The following is a 24,096-nucleotide window of genomic DNA, read 5'->3' on the forward strand; positions in this document are numbered from 1 at the left end:
CCTATTGGCTACATTCAATAGTAGGCACCCGCAATAACTTCAATAATTATAATCGGGATTGATCGCCTATCGTTTTTAAGTAACGTCCCATTTCTGTAGCATTTATAAAATACTCCTATATTTTTTAGTCTCTATGACATATAGGTTTAGACTTGCATGTTCAATATTTTTATATACACAAATAAAAAAGGAAGCCACAAGGGGAGTGTGGCTTCCTTTTTATCTCGAGTTGGTTGACCGAGAAAATTATCGTTCTTTGCTCAACTCATCATGAATGAGATCCATATTGTAGTTTAAGTATTTTACATACGTATCAATCTCGTCACCAGGGTTACCGATTTCGTCAGAGTAGATCTTCTTTTCAGCAATTGGAACGCCAGTCTCTGCAGAAACAGTTTCCATTGGGCGAGAGTCTACGTTAGATTCTACAAATAATACGGGAACTTTGTGATCTTGGATATATTGAACGAGTTCTTTGATTTGCTTAGGTGAACCATTCTCTTCCGTATCGATTTCCCAGATGAATGCTTCTTTCAAACCATAGTGGTCATTCAAGTATTGGAATGCACGTTCACTTGTAACAAGTACGCGGTTTTCTTCAGGTATTGTAGAAATACGCTCTGCAAATTCCTCATCCAGTTCTTGAAGACGTTTTACGTACTCGTCACCTTGTTGTTTAATTTTTTCGCTCTCTGTCGGGTGTCTTTCAATCAATGCATCGCGCATAGCTTCAGCCATCTTGACACCAACAGCTGGATCGATAAACGCGTGTGGGTTGATTTCCTCGTCACTACCATCTTCTCCACCGATATACATAGGTTCTACTTCTTCAGTCAAGCTATAAATGTTTTCGTCTTTCTGTCTTACGGAATCCATCATTTTGAAGAACCAACCTTTTTCTCCGCCTTCAAGATTTAAACCGTTATAGAATAATATTTCTGCATCTGTTGCGGCTTTGATATCATTGGGCAATGGCTCATATTCATGAGGGTCCGTTCCAGTTGGTACTAAGTTGTATACATCAACGTAATCGCCACCAATTTCTCGTGCCATATCCGCAATAATTGTAAATGACGTAACGACTTTCAACTTGTCGCCTGTTTCCGCTACTTTGTCACCGTCGTCCGTACCTTCTGTCTTCTTGCCTTCATCATCATTACCGCATGCCGCTAACATAAACACAGCGAGCAATGACAAGGTTAGCCATTTTGCTAAATTCTTCATGTAATACACTCTACTCCTTTATGAATAATAAATTTATATTACCGCCGCGGCGGTTGGTTCCTTACTAGTTTGCGCCTGCAACTGATTTACGTTTGAATTTCTTCCTGAACATACTGACAACAATGCCTTGCTTAGGTGAGAATAGGAAGGCTAGGACGAAAATGGCTGTCGCTGCCAATGCGATCACAGGTCCGGACGGCATGTTGTACAAAAAACTGAAATACAGTCCGGCGATGGAAGATACTGCACCAAAAAATGCTGCTAGTACGACCATGACCGAGAGGCGATTCGTTAACAGATACGCTGTAGAAGCGGGTGTGATCAATAAAGAGACAACGAGAATCACGCCAACAGTCTGTAATGAAGCGACTGTAACCAATGTCAATAAAAACATAATCGCGTAGTGAATCAGACGCGTTTTCAAACCATAAGCTGCAGCCATCGTCTCGTCAAAACTAGAAACGAGGAGTTCTTTAAAGAACAACGCTACTACTAAAATGACGATTGCACCGATAATCAATGTCAGCCACATATCAGAACTGCGGACAGACAACACGTTACCGAATAAAATCTGCGTTAAGTCCGTCGCGCTTTTAGCTTGTGTGATTAAAATAATCCCGAGAGCGAAAAACGCTGAAAAGACAATCCCGATAGAGGAGTCATTCTTGATTCGACTATTTTGAGATATAGCACCGATACTGAATGCTGTAAGAACACCTGTAAACACTGCGCCATAGAAATAGTTAATTCCAAGCATATAAGAAATGGCAACACCCGGTAGAACAGCGTGGGAAATCGCATCACCCATCAAAGCCATTCCTCGAAGAACGATGAAACTTCCAATCACTCCACAAATGATGCCGACCATGATCGACGTAATAAATGCTTTCTGTAAGAAACTGTACGTCATTAAGTCTTGAATAAACTCCATTACATAGAAACCTCCAAGCCGTCGATCATAAATTCACGGTTATATGCTTTCGCCATATTGTCTGACTGGAACACTTTACTAGTAGGACCTGCATCAATTAACTCTTTATTAATGAGAATCAGCCCATCAAAATATTTTTTTACTTTTGACAAGTCGTGGTGAACAACAAAAATTACTTTGCCTTCCGCTTGCATCTCGCGCAAAATGCCAATAATAATCTCTTCACTGGATACGTCAATCCCTACGAATGGTTCGTCAAGAAAGAAGTAGTCCGCCTTTTGGGCTAGTGCACGTGCAAGAAATACCCGCTGCTGCTGGCCGCCCGATAACTCACCAATTTGGCGATTAGCGAAGCTTTCCATTCCTACTTGCTTCAAACACTCCATTGCCCATTCTTTATCTGCTTTACGAGGACGTCTTAGTAAGCCGATCTTAGGATACGTACCAAGCAAAACCGTATCTTTCACGATGATTGGGAAGTTCCAGTCGATATTGGAACGCTGAGGAACATAAGCAATTTGCTTACGCATGGAATCCACCGTCTTACTGCCGAAATTCACATCTCCTTGATCTTTATGAATTAAGCCGAGCATGGCTTTCATCAGTGTAGATTTACCCGCACCATTCGGCCCGAGAACACCAATCAAACTACCAGCTCCAAATGAAAAAGAAACGTCTTTTACGACTTCATTTCCGTCATACGAAACACTTACATTATTGACTGTGATCGGATCTATCATCCAGTTTCCTCCTCTTTTCTTTCCCTAGTGCAACTTTTAGATAAAAGGAATACAACTTTTATTTTACTCAAGAAGCATTATAGTTTTTTTATAAGTAATAATATAAAACAATAGTTTCCTCTATGCAACTCTAATGCATGATTAGGACTATATTGTTTCCCTAGCGCAACTTTCAATAGTATAGCTTACTTAAAAATTCCTGTAAAGTAGTTTTTGAGAAGTATTCTTGTGGATTTTATCTAGAAGCACATTTAATTCAATAGATGCGTCATATTGTATGTAGTTTATGCTTATATATAGAAAGTAAACTGGACATAGACCCAAATACTAACGTTAAAAATATCGCGACGGGAAGTTTGGTGAGTGAAAGAAGTAGGGTAAGTACATACTAATGAGATGACGAGAGGAGTAGTGATCAATGAAGAAACTTGCTGGCCCGCTTATAGCCATTATCGTGTTAGTAATTATCGCGGCGATTATGATCGTTCCTTCTTACAACAAGTTAGTGAACTTGGAAGAAGATGTTGATCAGTCGTATGCGCAAATCGAAACGCAGTTACAACGTAGAGTAGATTTAATCCCAAACTTAGTGAATACGGTGAAAGGATATGCCTCCCATGAAAAAGAGGTGCTTGAAAACATTGCGAATGCACGTAGTAAAATGGCCGGGGCACAAGGTCCTGAAGAACAAGCAGCGGCAGATTCAGAACTGTCTAGCGCGTTAAGTCGTTTATTAGTAGTTGTAGAAAACTATCCTGACTTAAAGGCGAACCAGAACTTCCAACAATTAATGGATGAATTAGCAGGTACGGAAAATCGTATCGCCGTTGCACGTAAAGATTATAACGACGTCGTGTCTGCTTTTAATAGAACAGTGAAACGTTTCCCAGGTAAAATCGTCGCTTCGATCTTCGGATTCGATGAAAAAGAATACTTCAAAGCGGTCGAAGGGGCGCAACAACCGCCATCAGTCGATTTCGGGGATGACGTGAAGTGATCAACCGCGTCTGCATGTTCCTCGTAGCGCTACTAGTGGCCCTTACCGGTACTACGACCGTTCATGCGATTACAGATGTGGTAGTAGATGACGCGGACATTTTATCACCTACGCAAGAAGCGGAGATAGAAGAGTACGGAATTCGCTTGCAAGCAGCAACGAAAGCAGAATTCGCTGTTCGTACAGTATATTCTCTTGAAGGCGAGCCTGTTGAGGAATATGCATTACGGTTGCTTCGTGAATTGCAATTAGGCGATAAAGAAATGGATAACGGCGCATTGCTTGTCGTTTCCACAGAAAAAGATGAGGCGGCAGGTATCGATCGTAAGTTTTATTTAGCGACTGGCTACGGTTTGGAAGGAGCACTTCCAGACGGTAAAGTGGGACGTTATATTGACGAACTGGCGATGCCCTATTTAATTAAAGAACAACCAGACCTCGCGATTATGGAAGCGTACAAAGCATTCTATAATGAAATAGCTGCAGAATACGGGCTAGAAGGCGATGAGTTGCCAGTCGTATACCCCGAGCAAGGTGAAGAAGACGTAGGCATGCCGTCAATTATTATCGTGATCATCGTTCTCTATATACTCTTCCGCGTCTTTTTCGGCGGCGGAGGAAGAGGCGGTGGCGGTCCACGTGGCCGATCTAGCGTCGGCCCGATATTTTTCCCTGGCTCCGGTGGCGGCGGCTTCGGAGGTGGAAGTAGCGGCGGTGGAGGCTTTGGTGGCTTCGGCGGCGGTGGTTCCGGTGGTGGTGGCGGAGCAGGCCGAAGTTGGTAATGGCTTGCTTCGCAGAAAAGTGACGATGACTCGAATTTTGAGTTGTTGTCACTTTTTTTGTTTGGGTTGGTTGGTTAAGTGCTCTATGTGGTGGCGGGTGCGCTCTAAACAGTTCTTAAACCGCTCATAGTTCCCGATTTGCCGCTCAATGAATCCCGCTATCCGCTCAATGTGGTCCCGCGAGCGCTCTATGCGTAGCGTTATCCGCTCTATCGTGGCCCACATCCGCTCATAATATCACGTTATCCGCTCTATGCAGCCCTGCATCTGCTCTAATCCCGCGGCACGACAGCTTATCTTCCTACATAGTAACCGCCGCGCCATCTATTATTGGCATTTGCGGTTTGCTGCCGCTCAATGAATCCCGCTATGCGCTCAATGTGGTCCCGCGAGTGCTCTATGCGTAATGTTATCCGCTCTATCGCGATCCACACCCGCTCATAGTTCCACGTTACCAGCTCTATGCAGCCCTGTATCCGCTCTAATCCCGCGGCACGACGGCTCATCTTCCCACATAGTAACCGCCGCGCCACCTATCTTTCCGCAGTGGTTGCAGGGCAGCGCTCAATGAATCCCGCTATCCGCTCAATGTGGTCTCGCGAGCGCTCTATGTGTAGCGTTATCCGCTCTATCGTGGACCACATCCGCTCATAGCTTCACGTTCACCGCTCTATGCAGCCCTGTATCCGCTCTAATCCCGCGGCCCGCCAGCTCATCTTCCCACATTGTATCCGCCGCGCCATCTCTCATTGGCATTTGCGGTTTGCCGCCGCTCAATGAATCACGCTATCCGCTCTATCGCGATCCACACCCGCTCATAGTTCCACGTTAACCGCTCTATGTAACACCGCAACTGCTCATACCCCCACGCGAACCGCTCAATCCACCCCAACAATCGCTCAAACCCCACCCAATCCTCCGCAAAAAAAATGCAAATCACTAGAAAAACAACCCATTCCATGACATCATAAGTAAAAACGAGGTGACCCACCAATGAAAATTCAATTCTACACAAAACCCAATTGTGCGCTATGCGAAGAAGCAGAACGAATGCTTCACTTGGTCGCAGAAGATTACCCGCTCGAGTGGCAGACGATTAATATAGAAGAAGATGACGAAATCCACGAGAAGTATATGTTGATGATCCCGGTCATTGAGCACGAAGGACAAGTGTTAGCATATGGAAATATCGGCTATATCGAGGTTTTGGAATTAACTGAACAATGAAAACGCTTTCTTATTGTGTTTCATTTCTGAACATGCTATACTTCATGTATAGTATTTTTTTACACTAGGTGGGACAAGAATAACTAACAGGGACCGAATATAACCCACTTGAAAAGAGTGATGTGAGTGAACTTATCATTTTACGAAGCGCAACTCGCGCTTGTACCAGAACTTCCGCTGTTGATCGAGCAACGCTATCAGATGTTGAAATTGATTAAAGCGTCGGGGCCTGTCGGCAGACGAACACTTAGTTCCATGTCTGGTTATTCCGAAAGGGAAACACGTACGATGCTCGATTTAATGAAAGAACAAGAATTGGTGCATATTGCGAAAGAAGGCGTATCCACTACTGAAAAAGGTATAGAAGTGCTCTTTGTATTGCATGATACGATGGAAGAGAAATCGGGCAGACGACAACTTGCGAATGAGTTGGCGGAGCGTCTCGGCATTCTAAAAGTACATGTTGTGGAAGGGGATTCCGATGATTCACCTTTGACGAAAAAGCTGCTCGGCATGCAAGCGGCGAAACAATTTCGCTCGCGCATTAAGGGGAATGAAATTGTCGCTGTAACTGGTGGCAGTTCAGTAGCCGCGATTCCCTCGTTTATGCAGCAAGACGAATTGCCGAATGTGCAATTCATTGCAGCAAGAGGTGGCGTTGGGGAAGAAGTTGGGTTACAGGCGAATATGATTGCTGCTTCGTTTGCAGAATCGTGTCAAGCGACATACAAAGCGTTTTATTATCCAGATACTCTGAGTGAAGAAGCACATGCGGTATTCCAGCATGAGCCCGCTGCGAAAGAGATGTTGGAGTTATATAGTCGCACCGATTGCGTGATCCACGGTGTCGGGGATGCGACGAAGATGGCTGTATTGCGAAACTCTTCCGAAGAAGAACAACACATTCTACGGGACCGGCAAGCTAAGGGAGAAGCATTCGGCTTTTATTTCAATCAGCAAGGTGAAATTGTCCATCGTATCCGAACAGTTGGAATTCAGATGGAGCAATTGCAAGACGTTCCGCTCGTGTTCACAGTAGCTGGCGGAGCGAGTAAAGCGGAAGCACTGCTGTCGTATTTAGCAAGTGCACCGTCCCAAACAATTTTGATAACAGATGAAGGGGCAGCACAGAATATGCTGTCGCTCATGTAAACCGCAGAGATAATGCCTAAAAGGCGAAATGATACAACTACTTTAACGGAGGCGATTTATTGTGGCAGTGAAAATAGCGATTAATGGGTTTGGACGAATTGGACGTTTGGTACTTCGCGAAGCATTTGCAACAGAAGATATGGAAGTAGTGGCAATCAATGATTTAGCGGATGCATCGATGTTGGCTCATTTATTGAAATATGATTCAGTACACGGTATTTTCGACGCAGATGTGCAATCAGATGAATCCTCAATTCGTGTTAATGACAAAAAGATTAGTGTGTTTGCAGAAAAAGATCCTGCGAACCTACCTTGGAAAGACCTTGGCGTAGATATCGTCATCGATTGTACAGGTGTCTTCCGTTCAAAAGAAGGATTGCAAAAGCACCTCGATGCAGGCGCGAAGAAAGTGATCTTGTCGGCTCCAGCACAAGGTGAAATGACAACACTTGTCATGGGTGTCAATGAAGGAACGTACGATGCAGCGAACGACCATATCGTATCGAACGCGTCTTGTACGACGAACTGTTTAGCACCTGTCGTGAAAGTATTGAATGATTCATTCGGTATTAAGCGCGGTATGATGACGACGATTCACTCGTATACGAACGACCAGAAGATTCTGGATCTACCACACTCCGACTACCGACGTGCGCGTGCGGCTGGCGTGTCGATGATTCCAACGACAACAGGTGCAGCTTCTGCTGTAACGAAAGTAATTCCTGAACTGAAAGGAAAGCTAGATGGAATGGCGGTACGTGTGCCAACTCCAAACGTTTCACTTGTTGACTTTGTGACGGAATTAGAAAAAGACGTAACGGTAGAAGAAGTCAACGCAGCATTGAAGAAAGCATCTGAAGGCGAATTAAAAGGACTTCTGTTCTTCAGTGACTTGCCATTAGTATCTGTTGACTACAATGGCAACACAGCTTCCTCCACAGTAGATGGTTTGTCTACAATGGTTATGGAAGATAATATGGTAAAAGTCATTTCTTGGTACGATAATGAGTCCGGTTACTCCGCTCGTTGTATCGATCTTGCACGATATATGAATAAACAAGGCCTATAAGCTGAGAAAACCATGAATTCTGTTATAAATCGTAGCCATTCCACAAGTTACCGATTATAATGAATAAATATGGGTGAGAGGAACGGAGAACCCCGTTCCTCTTTTTGTATTTAAGCCAAGGAGGACTTATTGAATGAACACGAAAAAGACGATTAGAGATATTAAATTGAACGGTCAACGCGTATTTTGTCGCGTGGATTTCAACGTACCAATGGAAGACGGAAAGGTAACGGATGATACACGCATTAGAGCAGCTTTACCAACAATTGAGTATATGACAAACGCGGGGGCAAAGGTTATTTTAGCTAGCCACTTAGGACGTCCTAAAGGCGAAGTGAAAGAAGATATGCGTTTGACACCTGCTGGCGATAAATTGTCTGAGCTTCTTGGGAAACCTGTGAAGAAATTGAATTCATCCATCGGTGAAGAAGTAGAAAAAGCGATTGCGGAAATGAAAGACGGCGACGTGATCTTGCTGGAAAACGTTCGCTTTAATCCAGGCGAAGAGAAGAATGACGCGGGACTATCCAAACAATTTGCAGAACTTGCAGACGTCTTTGTAAATGATGCATTCGGAACGGCGCACCGTGCACATGCTTCTACTGCTGGCATTGCAGAGTACATACCGGGGGTTCTTGGCTTCCTACTCGAAAAAGAATTAGATGTTCTCGGAAAAGCATTGTCTCATCCCGATCGTCCGTTCACAGCAATCATTGGCGGAGCGAAAGTAAAAGACAAAATCGGCGTCATCGACAATTTGTTGGATAAAGTCGACAACTTATTGATTGGTGGCGGATTGTCGTATACATTCACGCGCGCACAAGGTCATGAAACTGGAGATTCATTAGTAGAAGAAGATAAAGTAGAGTTGGCGAAGTCTTTCATTGAGAAGGCGAAGCAAAAGGCAGTGAATCTATACTTGCCAACAGATGCAGTCGTAGCGAATAAGTTCGCAGCGGATGCAGAAACTAATACGGTTGCAGTCGATGCAATTACAGAAGGCTGGATGGGTCTGGATATCGGACCGGAAACAGCAGCGCGTTACGAGCAAGTGATTAAAGACTCCAGGTTTGTCATCTGGAACGGGCCGATGGGTGTGTTCGAAATGGAACCATTTGCAAACGGCACGAAAACAGTGGCGGACGCAATGGCAGAAACAGCTGCTTATACGGTAATTGGCGGAGGAGACTCTGCAGCGGCTGTGGAAAAGTTTGAAGTAGCGGATCAAATGGATCACGTATCTACAGGTGGCGGCGCATCACTCGAGTTTATGGAAGGCAAAGAATTGCCAGGAGTCGCTGTATTACAAGATCGAGAATAAGGGGGAATTCTTTTGCGAAAACGAATCATTGCGGGCAACTGGAAAATGTTTAAATTATCTGGTGAAGCTGCAGATTTTGCGGAACACATTAAAGGACAACTCACGGCATCAGATCAAGTCGAAGCAGTCATCTGCCCACCGGCATTGTATCTGAACGATTTACTACAACGTTTTGAAACGACTGCGATCAAAGTAGGCGCTCAAACGATGCATGATACCGACGAAGGGGCATTCACAGGCGAAATCAGCCCGGCTATGCTGGAAGACTTAGGCGTACAGTATGTCATTCTTGGACATTCCGAGCGTCGTCAGTATTTCAATGAAACAGACGATACCGTGAATAAAAAAGTACTGGCAGCGTTCAACCATCACCTCGTACCGATAGTATGTGTAGGAGAATCGTTAGAGCAACGCGAAGCACTTGAAACGGTTTCAATCGTCTCAGCGCAAGTAGAAAAAGCGTTTTTCGGTGTCACAGCGGAACAAGCGAAACAGTCCGTTATTGCCTACGAACCTATCTGGGCGATTGGCACAGGCAAAACTGCAACGGCTGAAGATGCTAATGAAGTATGTGCAGCGATTCGTCATAAGGTCGAAACACTCTACTCAACAGACGTAGCAAATGCTATCCGTATTCAATACGGCGGTAGTGTGAAACCAGAAAATATCGCTGAATTACTTAGCAAGGACAATATTGACGGTGCGTTAGTCGGAGGAGCAAGTCTTGATCCGGCAGCATTCGTAAAATTAGTGGAGGCTGGAACTCATGGTGAATAAACCGGTCGCGTTAATTATCTTGGACGGCTTCGGCTTACGAGATGAAACGTACGGCAACGCGGTAGCACACTCCAACATTCCGAACTTTGACTTGCTGTGGGAGAACTACCCTCACGCAACATTAACGGCATGTGGTGAAGCCGTAGGGTTACCAGAAGGACAAATGGGGAACTCTGAAGTAGGTCACTTGAATATTGGTGCGGGGCGTATCGTCTATCAGAGCTTGACGCGCATCAACAAGTCGATTCGTGAAGGTGAGTTCTTTGAGAACGCGACATTGCTTGAGACGATGGGGCATGTCAAAACGAAGGGCTCTGCACTTCACGTAATGGGACTGGTGTCAGACGGTGGCGTTCACAGTCATTATGAACATTTATTCGCTTTATTGAAAATGGCGAAAGAACATGGCGTAGAGCGTGTCTACTTGCATGCATTTCTCGACGGACGTGACGTGGGACCGACGACAGCTCTTCCTTACATCAAACGTACGGAAGATGTGATGGAAGAAGTAGGTGTCGGTCAGATCGCGACGGTGTCCGGCAGATACTTTGCGATGGACCGCGACAAGCGCTGGGAACGTGTGCAGAAGACGTATGACGCCATGGTGTATGGTATCGGACCTCATTGTGATTCAGCAGAAGAAGGAGTCCGCGCTTCGTATGCCGAAGAAATACATGATGAGTTTGTCGAGCCGTTTGTCATTCAACAAGACGGCAAGCCGGTAGCGACGATCGAAAACGGAGATGCGGTCGTTTTCTTCAATTTCCGTCCAGACCGTGCGATTCAAATGTCACGTGCGATCACGCAACCAGACTTTGATGGCTTCGATCGAGGCGTGAAAAATTTTACGGACTTACATTTTGTCGGCTTTACGCATTATAATGATGATGTAGTAGCAGACATTGTATTTCATAATGTCAATCTAACCAAAACAATCGGTGAAGTGCTAGAAGACCAAGGCAAGCGTCAGTTGCGTATCGCGGAAACGGAAAAGTATCCGCATGTGACGTTCTTTATGAGTGGTGGACGCGAAGAGACGTTTGAAGGCGAAACCCGCATTCTGATCAATTCGCCGAAAGTCGCGACGTATGATTTGAAGCCGGAGATGAGCGCATACGAAGTAACGGATGCGTTAGTTGCGGAAATCGAAGCGGAACGACAAGATGCCATCATCCTGAACTTCGCGAATCCGGATATGGTCGGTCATAGCGGAATGCTAGAGCCAACCATTAAAGCGATTGAAACGGTTGATACATGTTTAGGCCGGATCATTGACGCCTTATCTGCAAAAGGCGGATCGGCTATCATTACAGCGGATCACGGCAATGCGGATGAAGTCACTACAATTGGTGGACAACCTATGACAGCACACACGACAAATCCTGTACCTGTCATTGTCACGAATCCAGATGTAGTGCTGCGTACAGACGGCATTCTTGCAGACTTAGCACCGACGATGTTGAAAATGTTAGGAATTCCACAACCGGTTGAAATGACCGGAAAATCATTATTCTAAGGAGAGATTTTCATGCCAATCATTACCCACATTCAAGCTAGAGAAGTATTGGATTCACGAGGCAATCCAACTGTAGAAGTAGAAGTATTCACAGAAAGCGGTGCCTTTGGACGTGCCATCGTACCATCCGGTGCATCTACTGGGGAGTATGAAGCGGTAGAACTACGTGACGGCGACGAAAATCGTTATAACGGTAAAGGCGTATTGAAAGCAGTAGATCATGTCAATGAAGTGATCTCTTCTGAACTAGAAGAAAACTATTCTGTGTTGGATCAAGTCGTCATCGACAGAGCCTTGATCGAATTAGATGGTACAGAGAATAAAGGCAAGCTTGGCGCAAACGCAATCCTTGGTGTTTCTATGGCAGTTGCACACGCAGCAGCTGATTACTTAGACATTCCATTGTACCAGCATCTTGGCGGATTCAACGCGAAGCAATTGCCGGTACCGATGATGAATATCTTAAATGGTGGAGAGCACGCAGATAACAACGTCGACATCCAGGAATTCATGATCATGCCGGTTGGCGCAGAATCTTTCCGTCATGCACTTCGCATGGGCACGGAAATTTTCCACAGCCTAAAAACGGTTCTTCACGGTAAAGGCTTGAACACAGCAGTTGGAGACGAAGGCGGATTTGCTCCGAACTTAGCTTCTAACGAGGAAGCACTGTCTACTATTATCGAAGCAATCGAAAAAGCAGGTTACAAAGCAGGCGAAGACATCTTGCTTGCGATGGATGTAGCTTCTTCTGAGTTCTACGATCAAGACCAAAACAACTACTACCTTGCAGGTGAAGATATTCGTAAAACATCTGAAGAAATGGTTGCTTGGTATGAAGAGCTTTGCGAAAAGTACCCAATCGTGTCGATCGAAGACGGTTTGGACGAGAACGACTGGGATGGCCACAAGCTATTGACAGAACGTCTTGGCAACAAAGTTCAATTAGTGGGTGACGATCTATTCGTGACAAACACAGAAAAACTGTCACGTGGAATCAAAGAAGGCATCAGTAACTCAATTCTGATCAAAGTAAACCAGATCGGTACATTGACTGAAACATTCGATGCAATTGAAATGGCGAAACGCGCAGGCTACACTGCAGTTATTTCTCACCGTTCAGGTGAATCAGAAGACGTGACGATTGCAGACATCGCAGTCGCTACAAACGCTGGCCAAATCAAAACGGGTGCACCTTCTCGTTCGGATCGTGTCGCGAAATACAATCAATTGCTTCGTATCGAAGATCAATTGTTTGAAACAGCACAGTACCTAGGCAAAGAGACATTCTATAATTTGAATAAATAATAGCTTCTATTACTGGTCAATCGGCATAATCCGTAACAAAAGGTTGTGCCGAGAGACTAGCTTTGTTAGAATAGAAATGTTGTAACTTGCTATTTTGGAGGTGGAAAAACATGCATGCCGTTTTCACAGCATCGCTGATAGTCGTAGCTATAGCATTAATAGTAGTCGTTTTATTGCAATCCGGTAAGAGTGCGGGACTGTCAGGGGCCATCTCCGGAGGCGCAGAGCAACTTTTCGGAAAACAAAAAGCACGTGGATTAGATCTCGTTCTACAAAGAGCGACTATCGTCTTATCCGTCTTATTTTTTGTCCTAACTATTGCGATCATGAAAATATAAAATGCAAGCGCCTGACCATGTTTGAACGGTCAGGCGCTTTTCGTAGAAAGGAACGAAATACATGCGAATTGCCCAACCGAAACCATTCTTCTTTCAACATGGAAAACGTGCGGTATTACTATTGCATGGTTTTACAGGAACATCCGCGGATGTGCGGATGCTCGGCCGCTTCCTTGAAAAACATAATTACACTTCATTGGCACCACATTACCGCGGTCATGGTGTGCCGCCTGAAGAATTGATCGAGACCAATCCTGACCAGTGGTGGCAAGATGTACTGGATGCATATAATAAACTGAAAGAGGCAGGATATGAAGAGATTGCTGTGGCGGGATTATCGCTCGGTGGCGTATTTTCACTAAAGCTTGCAGCGCAATTTCCGCTAAAAGGCATCGTGACGATGTGTGCACCGATGACGATGAAAACGACCGACTTGATGTGGTCAGGCGTGCTGAAATATGCACGAGACTACAAAAAGTTCGCGGGCCTATCAGACGAGCAAATTAAATTAGAAATGGACGACTTGAAAACGAAGTCTATGCCAGGTCTAGACGGTTTACAATCCATGGTACAGGGCGTGCGCGATCAAGTCGACTGCATCTACACACCATTACTCGTTGTTCAATCGCGTCACGACGATGTAATCGACCCGAATTCCGCACAAATCATCTATGACGAAGCTGAATCTACAGAAAAAGAACTACAATGGTACGAAGAATCGGGACATGTCATTACACTAGGTCCCGAAAAAGCACAACTTCACGAAAATATACTACATTTTTTAGAATCCCTTGATTGGCAAGAGTGAAATTAGGGGAAGATATAACTAAAGGAACAAAAGGAGGAGATGGTTTTTTTGGAACCAAATATAAAAGAGTTACAAGAACGGGTTATGTCTTTAGTAAAAGAAAAATCCTATATGCCGTCCACTGTGCACGAGATACAAGAAGCACTCGGCTTAGAACAGGCGGACGAATTTAAAGACTTAGTGAAAATGCTCGTACAATTAGAACAGAGCGGGAAAATCGTTCGTTCACGCAATAACCGCTATGGCTTGCCTGAACAAATGAATTTACTTCGCGGTAAATTCATCGGTCACGCAAAAGGCTTCGGCTTTGTGGCACCAGAGGAAGTAGAGGGCGATGATGTCTTCATCCCACCACATGAAGTAAACGGCGCAATGAATGGCGATATCGTCTTGGTACGCGTATCAGACGACTCATTTGGAGATCGTCGCGAAGGCGTGATCACGAAAGTCGTCGAGCGTAAAACGACACAAGTTGTCGGAACATATCAAGCACATGAAGGATATGGTTTCGTCTTACCGGATGACAAGAAATTGCCAATGGACTTGTACATCGAAAAAGGTCATTCATTGGAAGCGGTAGACGGTCAGAAAGTTATTGCTGAAATCACGGCTTGGCCAAGCGATGAAAATAATGCGACTGGCATGATCACACAGATTCTCGGGCATAAAAACGACCCAGGTGTAGACATCCTATCAATTATTCACAAACATGGCATTGCAATCGAATTCCCTAAAGACGTCATGGAACACGCGAATAGTGTACCGACGACAGTTCAGCCGGAAGACTTCGAAGGCCGTAAAGATTTACGTAAAGAATTGACGATGACCATTGACGGTGCCGATGCAAAAGACTTGGATGATGCGATTTCAGTCTTCAAAGAAGACAACGGATCCTATCGTCTATTTGTCCATATCTCAGACGTGAGCTACTACGTAACAGAGAACTCTCCAATGGACGTAGAAGCAGCAGACCGTGGTACGAGTGTCTATCTGACAGACCGCGTCATTCCGATGTTACCGCATCGATTGTCGAACGGCATCTGTTCCATCAATCCAGGAGAAGATCGCTTAACATTGACATGCGAAATGAAAGTCGATATGAACGGTAAAGTCATTGATCATGATATTTATCCGAGTGTCATTAACTCCAATTACCGCATGACATACGATGAAGTGTACCAAATCATTGAGCATCAAGAGGAAGAACTATCGAAGAAATACGAAGAGATCGTACCGATGCTAAACGACATGGCCAAACTGGCAAGCATTTTCCGTAAGAAGCGTCAAGACCGTGGTGCCATCGACTTCGACTTCAAAGAATCCAAAATTTTAGTAGATGAAAACGGCTGGCCGACAGACGTGGTCATTATCGAGCGTACAGTATCCGAACGGTTGATCGAGGAATTCATGCTAGCTGCCAACGAGACTGTTGCAGAGCACTTCGACCGGATGAAAGTACCTTTCTTATACCGAATCCACGAAGATCCAAAAGAAGAGAAATTACAACGCTTCTTCGAGTTCCTTACGACATTCGGAATCGTCGTCAAAGGAACGGATAAACAAGTCGATTCAGGTGCATTACAAGAAATTGTGGAATCAATCGAAGGACTGCCAGAACAATCATTGATCTCAACGATGTTATTACGTTCGATGCAACAAGCGAAGTACTTCCAAGACAGTATCGGTCACTTCGGTTTGTCAACGGACTACTACACGCACTTCACTGCACCAATCAGAAGATATCCAGATTTAATCGTTCACCGCCTGATCCGTACGTATTTATTCAATAAAGACACATCGGCTCAAACGGTTGCACATTGGTCCGCTACACTGCCTGAGATTGCGCAGCACACGTCTGAACGTGAACGCCGTGCAGTAGATGCAGAGCGTGATACGAACGCACTGAAGAAAGCACAGTTTATGCTCGATAAAGTTGGGGAAGAGTTTGAAGGAGTCATATCTTCTGTTACGAACTTCGGAATCTTTGTAGAGCTTGAAAATACGATAGAAGGACTTGTCCATGTCAAGAACATGAACGACGACTATTATCGCTTCGATGATCGCCAAATGATGATGATCGGGGAACGTACAGCGAAACAATACCGTATCGGGGACGAAGTAAAAGTGCGTGTGACATCTGTTAAACCAGAAGAGCAAGCAGTGGACTTCGAAATCGTTGGAATGAAAGAAAACTTCCGAGGCTCTCGTAAAGAGTCACCAAAAGTGATCCAGGCTAGCAGAGGTAAGAGCAGGGGCCAAGGTGCAGGTAGAGGAAGAAGCCAAGGGTCGAGTAGTAAATCAGGTGCTGGTGGCGGAGCGAAAAGTTCTAGCGACAAGCGCAATAAAAAATATGAAAAACCAAAGAAGAAGTTTTACGAAGGTATGCCAAAGAAATCTAAGAAACGTCCGAAGAAAAAATAAGACTGGAGCCTGTCTCCGGTCTTCTGTCAGGGAGGAAGTTGCATGGCCAAAGGAACCGGTAAAGTACTCGCCGTCAATAAAAAGGCGAATTTTGATTACGCAATTGAAGAAACGATTGAAGCAGGCATCGTGCTAAAAGGAACGGAAATCAAATCAATCCGCAAAGGGAAAGTCCAGTTGCGTGATGCCTTTATATTAATCCGTAATAACGAAGCATGGCTGTCGAATATGCACATCAGTCCATATGAACAAGGGAATATCCATAACCATGATCCCGTTCGCGTGCGAAAATTACTTTTGCACAAAAAACAGATTGCTTCGCTCACAGGCACGATGAAACAACAAGGCTATTCGATTATCCCGTTGAAAATGTATATTAAAAACGGCTTTGCTAAAGTATTAATCGGCGTAGGTAAAGGGAAGAAACTCTATGATAAGCGCCAAGACTTGAAAGAAAAAGAGCATAAGCGTGATATGCAACGAGCATTCAAAGCCAATCAACAAGATTGATAATCCCGCCGATTTATTGTATACTATAGATAGTTTCAAGTACGACCCGCCGTTTTAAGTGAAACGGGCCTGGGTTCCGGACTTTCCTTCGGGGACGTTACGGATTCGACAGGGGTGGTCTGGGCTTGAGCTGCGCGTCGGAGGGATCGTCTCCGTCAGAAACGACAGTTAATAATAACTGGCAAAACAAACAACAACCTAGCATTCGCAGCGTAAGCTGTTGAATCTACCTTCCGTTTCCATCGCTCATGTGGAGGCGTAAGGTTCACTTATAGTGAGCTACGATGACATCTGCATTCTGAGGGTGTCATAAGAGATTCCCGGAATAGCGCACAGGAAGCCCTGATTGATGGCAGAATGCTTGCGCGAAACCTAAATGATCAATCTACACGCGTAGACGCTGAAGTAGCAGAGCCTTTGGACGTGGGTTCGACTCCCACCGTCTCCATTATGAGATTAAGGTGTAATAGTAAGTAAGGGATATTGTACAAGAGAACCTCTTGTGTGATATCCCTTATTTTAATAGGAGGGTATATGCACTATGATAGAAAAACTGGATACAATTTCATTGTTGAAGAAGAAAGTTGATCAGCAACGACCACTATCTAAGGAACTGATTCGAAGTCTTAAAGAGGATTTTCTAATTAAAAGTACGTACCACTCCAATGCAATTGAAGGAAATACGTTAACGGTTTATGAAACAAAAGCAGTGCTGGAAGATGGAATAACTATTGCCGGTAAATCCATGAGAGAGCATCTAGAAGCTATTAATCATAAGGAAGCAATTTTAGTTGCGGAAGAAATTGTGCAGCAAAATCAGCCTTTCTCAGAAATAGTGATTAAAGAATTGCATGGTATCGTCTTGCATTCAATAGATAGAGCCAATGCCGGGAAGTATAGAGAGCAGAATGTAATCATATCAGGTGCCTCTCATACGCCACCTGATGCTGTAGTGGTGCCACAGTTAATGACGGATTTGATTGAATGGTACAATGCTACTACAAATTTTCATCCAGTGGAAAGAGCAGCGATTCTTCATAGTAAGTTTGTAAATATCCATCCATTCACTGATGGTAATGGTAGGACGGCTCGCTTATTGTTGAATTTAGAGCTCGTGCAATCAGGTTATTTACCAATTATTATTGAGACTGAGCGTCGGTTTGAGTATTATGAGTTATTGGATCGGGCTGCTGTTACAGGGGATTATGAAGGGTTTGTGGAGTTTGTTGTGGATTATGAAGAGATGGAATTGGAACGGTATTTAGAGTTTTTAGATTAGTCGTAGTTGTCTATAGACCAGTAGCTAATCTAACATGTGTAGATACTGAACCTTTCAGAAGGAAGTGAGTTAGCTATGTCGTTGGCAGATCAGTGGAGAGAAGAAGGATTGCAAATAGGAATTGAAAAGGGTAAACAAATCGGTAAAGAAGAAGCACTAGCGGAAATTGCCGCCATTCAATTAACCGAGAGATTCGGCAAATTACCAGTAGACATTAAAGAAGCGATTATGCGGGCAGACTCGATTGCATTGGGGCTGTTATTGTCTAATATTTTTCGTTATGAATCTGTGGAAGATGTTTGGAAATATATACAGTAAGGTTTTTGATGAGGGTTTTCTTATAAAAATAAACAGACAATCTATAGTTGTGGACGGAGCTGCAATCCTTCATAGCAGGTTGGAAAATACCTTCACTGATGGCAATGGAGCTCGTTTGTTGTTGAGAACGGTATTTGAGTTTTATTGGATAGGGCTCAACATAGTTAAAGGTACCTGTACAAACCCAGGTACCTTTTTGACGTTAAATTTCTATCCCCGCAATCCCAAATCCTCCAGGACCGGAATGTGTCGAGATCATACCACCCGCTTCCATCCAAAGAATATTTTCAAATCCTTTTTCCGATGCAATTTCATTGATCCGTTCTTTAATAGTTTCACTTAGTCCGATCGAGTATATGAAATATATTTGTTGTCGATCTATATCGTATTGTTGTAAATAATCAAGCAATAAACTTTCAGCCACTTTGCTCATTTTTCCACGATATTTCTTAGTCGAAACAAGCTTACCTTCCACTAATTCAATACATGGTTTGATTTTTAACAAAGCCCCGCCAAGATACGCCATATTGCTGACTCGTCCGCCAGCCCGTAAAAAGTCTAAGCTACCAGGAACGAAGGCAAGTCTTGCTTTTGGAACCTTTGCTTCGATTTTCTTTACCAAGTGGACAGGATCCATTTCAGGTTCTTCCTCCAGCAGAGCAACCGCATACATAATCACCGCAGTTAATCCGCCTGTAACGTTTAATGCATCTATTAAATATATATCCTCTACTTCTTCCGCTGCTGTTAATGCATTTTGAAAGGAAACAGACGCCTTTGATGTATACCCTATATGAACGATTACACAGTCAGGAAATTCTGTTCGGATCTTTTTGAAAAACTCTTGGTACTCATGGGTATTCGTGGCAGCGGTGGAAGGGATCTTTTTGGTACGGTTGTAAAAATCAAAGATGTCTTGTACAGGTAGATGACCGTCTAAATAGTCTTGGCCGTCCATGATGACGTGCATGGGTACTACTTGTATATTATGTTTCTTTGATAGAAACTCCGGCAAGTCGGCACCGCTTTCGGTTGTTAGGATGATTTTATTCACTGTGTGTCGCCTCCAGTTTGCATTTTATTAGATGTGTAGGTTTTTGAATTCACTTTAACTATACATGATAAATAGGCGATGTATATTGGATTTATGAAATGCAAGAAAAAGTAGTTCGTAGTATACTGATTATTTTGTCAAGTATTGTCGCTATACTATTATAATGGTAAGATGTGGATAGAACGTAAATATAAAGTATGTAGGTGATGCATTGATTATATATGAATCGACTAAAGAACAATTTGTTGGTGATGTCGTAAATGAACTGTTGATTGATCGGTTATATAGCTCCTATCAAAAGAAGATAGGGAGAACGAGTAAAGCGGAGATTCGTTCGTGGGAAAATTCTTTGCAGAAAATGTCCAATGTGATGCAGGATGACGATATACCGCGCGATGCAGCAGTCGCTATTGAATTCAATATTCCTAATACATCCAAGCGGGTGGACTTTCTTATTGCGGGTAATGACGGGACGCAAGATCATGTAGTCATTGTAGAATTAAAGCAGTGGGAAGAAGTAGAGAAAGTACCATCCCGTGATGCGTTGGTTCGCACATATGTTGGTGGAGGCGTTAGAGAAGTCGTCCATCCCTCCTATCAAGCATGGTCGTATGCGGCGCTAATTGAAGACTTCAATGAAAACGTACAGCAACAAGAAATTCGTTTGGAACCGTGTGCTTACCTACATAACTATCGAAAAACAGATAATGATCCGTTAACAGATGATTACTATGCAGATCATCTAGAAAAAGCACCTGTTTTTGTTAAAGGTGAAATTTCCAAGTTGCGGACATTCATTAAAAAGTACATACGCGAAGGTGACCGCAATCATTTAATTTATCAGATTGAAAATGGTAGAATCCGACCGTCAAAATCTCTTCAGGATGCGTTGAACAACATGCTAAAAGGAAATGAAGAGTTCATCATGATCGATGAGCAGAAAGTATTCTATGAAGAGGCATTCCACTTAGCGCTCAATAGTATCCGGACAGGAACTAAACAAGTGATGATAGTGGAAGGGGGACCCGGTACAGGTAAATCGGTGCTCGCTATTAATTTAATGGTGAAGTTGATAGCTGAAGAACTGGTAGCGATGTATGTAACGAAGAATGCTGCGCCGCGGCATATTTATTCTACAAAGCTGAAAAAGGATTTTAAAAAGTCCCATATTGATAATCTCTTCAAAGGATCTGGCAGCTTTACAGAAGTAGAGCCAAATGAATTTGATATTTTAATCGTCGACGAAGCTCATCGATTAAATGAGAAATCAGGCTTATTTCGCAATCTAGGAGAGAATCAGGTTAAAGAACTGATTAAAGGCTCTCAATTTACGATTTTCTTTATTGATGAACATCAGAAAGTCACCATACACGACATTGGCAGTATAGAAACGATCGAAAAATATGCGAAAGAACTAGGGGCTGAAATTATTTCACGTGAGCTAGTGTCGCAATTTCGTTGTGGCGGATCAGACGGCTATATTGCATGGCTGGATGATGTATTGCAAATTCGACATACTGCAAACATCAATGATATGGGGATGGACTACGATTTCAGGATTTACGAGGATCCGAATGAAATGCTTGAGGAAATTGAAAAGCTCAATGAAAGAAATAACAAATCACGTCTGATGGCGGGGTACTGCTGGGAGTGGCCAAAATCCAATCGGCGTGACGTAGACCATTATGACATTACGGTTCCCGAGTATGATTTCGGTATTAGTTGGAACATAGAAAACACATGGGCTATAGAGAATTCATCTGTTCGTGAAGCAGGGTGCATCCATACTGCGCAAGGATTAGAGTTTGACTATGTCGGTGTGATTATAGGGGACGATCTTCGCATGGAGGACGGGAAACTAGTCACGGATTTCACTAAGCGCGCAAAGTCGGATCAATCACTGAAAGGGATTAAGAAGCTAGCTAAAGAAGATCCTGAAAAAGCTTATGAGGTGGCGGATCCGATTATCCGTAACACGTACCGAACGCTGATGACACGCGGACAAAAAGGATGCTTTATTTATTGTACTAATCCAGAGTTGCAGTCTTATTTGAAGGAACGATTGAAAAGAGTGACGGCGAATCGTAGGGATCAGGAGCAGTTGTTGTATTTGGTGGATGAGAGGGAAGGTTATTGATTAATGAAATGATTAGATATTAAAGGGTGGAGATATCATGTTGCAAACTAGAATTAATGACTTGAATAGCGGTATTGTTAATATAACAGGAAATAAAGTTAGACTAACAGGATTTCATAATTCAAATCGTTTACAAGCTTATGAAACAAAGAAGTTAGACAATTGGTCATCAAAAGGATTATATGACGTTGAAGAAATTGTGTTTAATAATCTAAAAAGTGAAGCTCTAATTGTAGTACAAAATAATGGACGAGAGTTTGCTCGATATCAATTTGAAATTATTTTACGTGATACTGTAGAAGGTACAAACGATAAAATGAAGAAAACTATATCTGCGTTTGAAATAAGAAAAAGTAGATATACTTCTCACTATAATTTTAGGATGAAAGATACTAGACTTTTATTTAATACTCTTCATGAAATAACAGAATATATGATGCAGACCTTCAACTATCAACTAAACATTGAATAGGAGTGATTATTTTGGAGAATATGATTATTGTTGATTTAGAGACACGAGGTTTTCAAGTTGAAGATGGTATTTTTGAAGTGGCGGTCCTTGTAGTAGAAAATGATGTAATAGTTGATGAATTACACTTAGGAAAAGTATGTGATGTTGAACTTATATACGATGGGATGGGCGAGGGATATGAAGATATATCAGTAAATGATAAATATCGTAATTCATTTAAATATATAATTGAAAAATATAATTACCCGATAATTGCTCATAACGCATCATTTGATCGTAAATTTTTAGTTTATTATAACTGGTTGCCAGAAGACTATCCAGTTTATGATTCAGTACGTGCATTAAGGATTGAACATCCACATTTATTCTCCTATTCAATGAGTTTCGTATCTAATTATTTCAATGTAGATCAAAGACATTCCCATACAGCTCTTGGAGATGTTTTTGCTTTGTATAATGTTATTAAAAAAGCAAATCCTAAAACATGGATACCGTTATTCAAACCATTACCATCCCAATTTAAATCAAAAGCAAAAAATTTGCTTGAACGAGGCATGCAATTGCAAGGTGAGTCGTCTGCATTTGAAGGTAAACATCTAGTGTTTACAGGTGCATCACAGTTTCCACGTGTTTTAATGCAGGAGATAGCCGTGGCATGTGGCGCTTCAGTTGGTAATAGTGTTATTAAGAAAACCGATTACCTAATATGCGGTGAAAAAGTAGGTCAAAGTAAAATCGACAGAGCTAATGAATTAGAAATACCATTATATACAGACGAATGGTTTATAGACATTGTTTTTAATGATATAAACTTAGAGCAAGCAGATAATATCGTAAAAGATGACTCTAAGTCAACTTTTAATCGGAAGATAATGAATGATTCTTATATTGAAAGTCCATACAAACAACTACCTGAGTTCTACGGTAAAAAAGTTAATGTTGCTTGTTTAAAAGCTAGTGTTCAGAAAAGAGTTATTAAAATCCTTGAAGATATGGGCGCATCAGTTAATAAAAGCCCAAGTGGTAAGAACGTGGATTATATGATTTACACTGATGATGGAGATTATGTAATGCTTAAGCGAGCTGAAGAATTTAACATTAAGTTGATTGCAGCGTCTAGTTTTAATAGGATGTTGCTTGAGTAAAGGCAGATAGACGAATGGAAAGTAATATAATGGGTCTAATATAAAACATTAGTAATTCTCAATTAGACTACATGCGTAGGAATCATATAATATTTAGTTTACTCAATAAGTAATATTATTTGATGTGTCTGTACGAAAAAAAGTATTTAAATAATTATGAAATTTTATGAACATGAACCTATATTAATTTTCATTATATTAAATATATAGAAGGAAGGGAATTAAGTTATGGATAATTTATTGTATTTTCCTAATATCACCGTGCCAAAAACAGACTGGATTTACAAATCCCTACTTTATTGGGACGGTGTTGAGACAATAACGCCTGAATCTTATTTACGAGAACCCAATTTATTTGAAGGAAGACATATGTTGGATTTTTTAGAGGCTGAATTAGTTGTACCTGTTATGCCAATGAATTATATTTATAAATTCGTACACTAGCGTCGCATAAATGAGTTCACAATATTCCGTCTATACTTTTCTGTCCACAAGGAAAAAATCGAAGACAGCTGAACAGAGACAGTCAACATCCATTTTTTTACTATACCTTTTGGCTACTGTGACAGA

At 42.6% G+C, this 24,096-nt stretch carries 22 protein-coding genes and 1 other RNA gene; 19 read left to right on the top strand and 4 right to left on the bottom strand.

Annotation, left to right across the window (positions count from 1 at the left end):
- Positions 1 to 246: 246 nt before the first annotated feature.
- From CSV80_RS12370 to CSV80_RS12380, 3 genes are all read right to left on the bottom strand, one after another.
- Entirely contained in the window at positions 247 to 1,224 is a 978-nt protein-coding gene (locus tag CSV80_RS12370) for a metal ABC transporter solute-binding protein, Zn/Mn family (RefSeq protein ID WP_199083984.1), read from the bottom strand.
- 64 nt (positions 1,225 to 1,288) lie between these two features.
- A complete protein-coding gene (locus CSV80_RS12375) occupies positions 1,289 to 2,155 on the bottom strand; it encodes a metal ABC transporter permease (protein ID WP_099671325.1) in 867 nt (288 codons plus the stop codon).
- Positions 2,155 to 2,895, bottom strand: coding sequence for a metal ABC transporter ATP-binding protein (locus CSV80_RS12380; RefSeq protein ID WP_099671326.1), 741 nt, complete (start codon positions 2,893 to 2,895; stop codon positions 2,155 to 2,157). Before CSV80_RS12380 ends, CSV80_RS12375 begins: the two co-directional genes overlap by 1 nt.
- Positions 2,896 to 3,313: 418 nt before the next feature.
- Here CSV80_RS12380 and CSV80_RS12385 point away from each other — a divergent pair, with 418 nt between their 5' ends.
- From CSV80_RS12385 to CSV80_RS12460, 16 genes are all read left to right on the top strand, one after another.
- Positions 3,314 to 3,892, top strand: a complete 579-nt coding sequence (locus CSV80_RS12385; protein ID WP_099671327.1) for a LemA family protein — start codon at positions 3,314 to 3,316, stop codon at positions 3,890 to 3,892.
- Positions 3,889 to 4,674: a TPM domain-containing protein gene (locus CSV80_RS18110; protein WP_099671328.1), complete on the top strand. Its 786-nt coding sequence runs from the start codon at positions 3,889 to 3,891 to the stop codon at positions 4,672 to 4,674. Before CSV80_RS12385 ends, CSV80_RS18110 begins: the two co-directional genes overlap by 4 nt.
- A 993-nt stretch (positions 4,675 to 5,667) precedes the next feature.
- A complete protein-coding gene (locus CSV80_RS12395; protein WP_099671329.1) occupies positions 5,668 to 5,901 on the top strand; it encodes a glutaredoxin family protein in 234 nt (77 codons plus the stop codon).
- 126 nt (positions 5,902 to 6,027) lie between these two features.
- Complete coding sequence (locus tag CSV80_RS12400) at positions 6,028 to 7,053, top strand: sugar-binding transcriptional regulator (RefSeq protein WP_099671330.1); 1,026 nt, start codon at positions 6,028 to 6,030, stop codon at positions 7,051 to 7,053.
- A 61-nt stretch (positions 7,054 to 7,114) separates the two neighbouring features.
- On the top strand, positions 7,115 to 8,122 hold the full coding sequence (gene gap, locus CSV80_RS12405) for a type I glyceraldehyde-3-phosphate dehydrogenase (RefSeq protein WP_099671331.1): 1,008 nt from the start codon (positions 7,115 to 7,117) through the stop codon (positions 8,120 to 8,122).
- A 133-nt stretch (positions 8,123 to 8,255) separates the two neighbouring features.
- Complete coding sequence (locus CSV80_RS12410) at positions 8,256 to 9,443, top strand: phosphoglycerate kinase (protein ID WP_099671332.1); 1,188 nt, start codon at positions 8,256 to 8,258, stop codon at positions 9,441 to 9,443.
- Positions 9,444 to 9,455: 12 nt separating this feature from the next.
- Positions 9,456 to 10,220, top strand: a complete 765-nt coding sequence (tpiA, locus tag CSV80_RS12415) for a triose-phosphate isomerase (protein WP_099671333.1) — start codon at positions 9,456 to 9,458, stop codon at positions 10,218 to 10,220.
- A complete protein-coding gene (gpmI, locus tag CSV80_RS12420) occupies positions 10,210 to 11,736 on the top strand; it encodes a 2,3-bisphosphoglycerate-independent phosphoglycerate mutase (RefSeq protein ID WP_099671334.1) in 1,527 nt (508 codons plus the stop codon). Before tpiA ends, gpmI begins: the two co-directional genes overlap by 11 nt.
- A 12-nt stretch (positions 11,737 to 11,748) precedes the next feature.
- On the top strand, positions 11,749 to 13,044 hold the full coding sequence (gene eno / locus CSV80_RS12425) for a phosphopyruvate hydratase (protein WP_099671335.1): 1,296 nt from the start codon (positions 11,749 to 11,751) through the stop codon (positions 13,042 to 13,044).
- 110 nt (positions 13,045 to 13,154) lie between these two features.
- Positions 13,155 to 13,382 (top strand): preprotein translocase subunit SecG, encoded by a 228-nt coding sequence (gene secG / locus CSV80_RS12430; RefSeq protein ID WP_029054061.1) that lies wholly within the window; start codon positions 13,155 to 13,157, stop codon positions 13,380 to 13,382.
- Between the two features lie 61 nt (positions 13,383 to 13,443).
- Positions 13,444 to 14,190 (top strand): alpha/beta hydrolase, encoded by a 747-nt coding sequence (locus tag CSV80_RS12435; RefSeq protein WP_099671336.1) that lies wholly within the window; start codon positions 13,444 to 13,446, stop codon positions 14,188 to 14,190.
- A gap of 39 nt (positions 14,191 to 14,229) precedes the next feature.
- Positions 14,230 to 16,611 (top strand): ribonuclease R, encoded by a 2,382-nt coding sequence (rnr, locus tag CSV80_RS12440; RefSeq protein WP_099671337.1) that lies wholly within the window; start codon positions 14,230 to 14,232, stop codon positions 16,609 to 16,611.
- 42 nt (positions 16,612 to 16,653) lie between these two features.
- Positions 16,654 to 17,121 (top strand): SsrA-binding protein SmpB, encoded by a 468-nt coding sequence (gene smpB / locus CSV80_RS12445; RefSeq protein WP_029054058.1) that lies wholly within the window; start codon positions 16,654 to 16,656, stop codon positions 17,119 to 17,121.
- Between the two features lie 90 nt (positions 17,122 to 17,211).
- Positions 17,212 to 17,572: a transfer-messenger RNA gene (ssrA, locus tag CSV80_RS12450) on the top strand.
- Between the two features lie 90 nt (positions 17,573 to 17,662).
- A complete protein-coding gene (locus CSV80_RS12455) occupies positions 17,663 to 18,400 on the top strand; it encodes a Fic family protein (RefSeq protein WP_099671338.1) in 738 nt (245 codons plus the stop codon).
- Between the two features lie 75 nt (positions 18,401 to 18,475).
- Positions 18,476 to 18,718 (top strand): hypothetical protein, encoded by a 243-nt coding sequence (locus CSV80_RS12460; RefSeq protein ID WP_099671339.1) that lies wholly within the window; start codon positions 18,476 to 18,478, stop codon positions 18,716 to 18,718.
- 202 nt (positions 18,719 to 18,920) lie between these two features.
- On the opposite strand, the gene CSV80_RS12465 is transcribed toward CSV80_RS12460, so the two are convergent.
- The gene (locus CSV80_RS12465) at positions 18,921 to 19,772 is read right to left on the bottom strand and encodes a DegV family protein (RefSeq protein WP_099671340.1); all 852 of its coding nucleotides are present in this window, start codon (positions 19,770 to 19,772) and stop codon (positions 18,921 to 18,923) included.
- 211 nt (positions 19,773 to 19,983) lie between these two features.
- Between CSV80_RS12465 and CSV80_RS12470 the strand changes: the two genes are divergently transcribed.
- From CSV80_RS12470 to CSV80_RS12480, 3 genes are read left to right on the top strand one after another with little or no spacing between them, the layout of a single operon-like run.
- Positions 19,984 to 21,909: a DUF2075 domain-containing protein gene (locus tag CSV80_RS12470; RefSeq protein ID WP_099671341.1), complete on the top strand. Its 1,926-nt coding sequence runs from the start codon at positions 19,984 to 19,986 to the stop codon at positions 21,907 to 21,909.
- A gap of 37 nt (positions 21,910 to 21,946) precedes the next feature.
- Positions 21,947 to 22,381: a hypothetical protein gene (locus CSV80_RS12475; RefSeq protein WP_099671342.1), complete on the top strand. Its 435-nt coding sequence runs from the start codon at positions 21,947 to 21,949 to the stop codon at positions 22,379 to 22,381.
- 20 nt (positions 22,382 to 22,401) lie between these two features.
- On the top strand, positions 22,402 to 23,526 hold the full coding sequence (locus CSV80_RS12480) for a BRCT domain-containing protein (protein WP_099671349.1): 1,125 nt from the start codon (positions 22,402 to 22,404) through the stop codon (positions 23,524 to 23,526).
- Positions 23,527 to 24,096 lie beyond the last annotated feature (570 nt).

It is taken from the genome of Sporosarcina sp. P12(2017) (assembly GCF_002743035.1).
Lineage (GTDB): Bacteria > Bacillota > Bacilli > Bacillales_A > Planococcaceae > Sporosarcina > Sporosarcina ureae.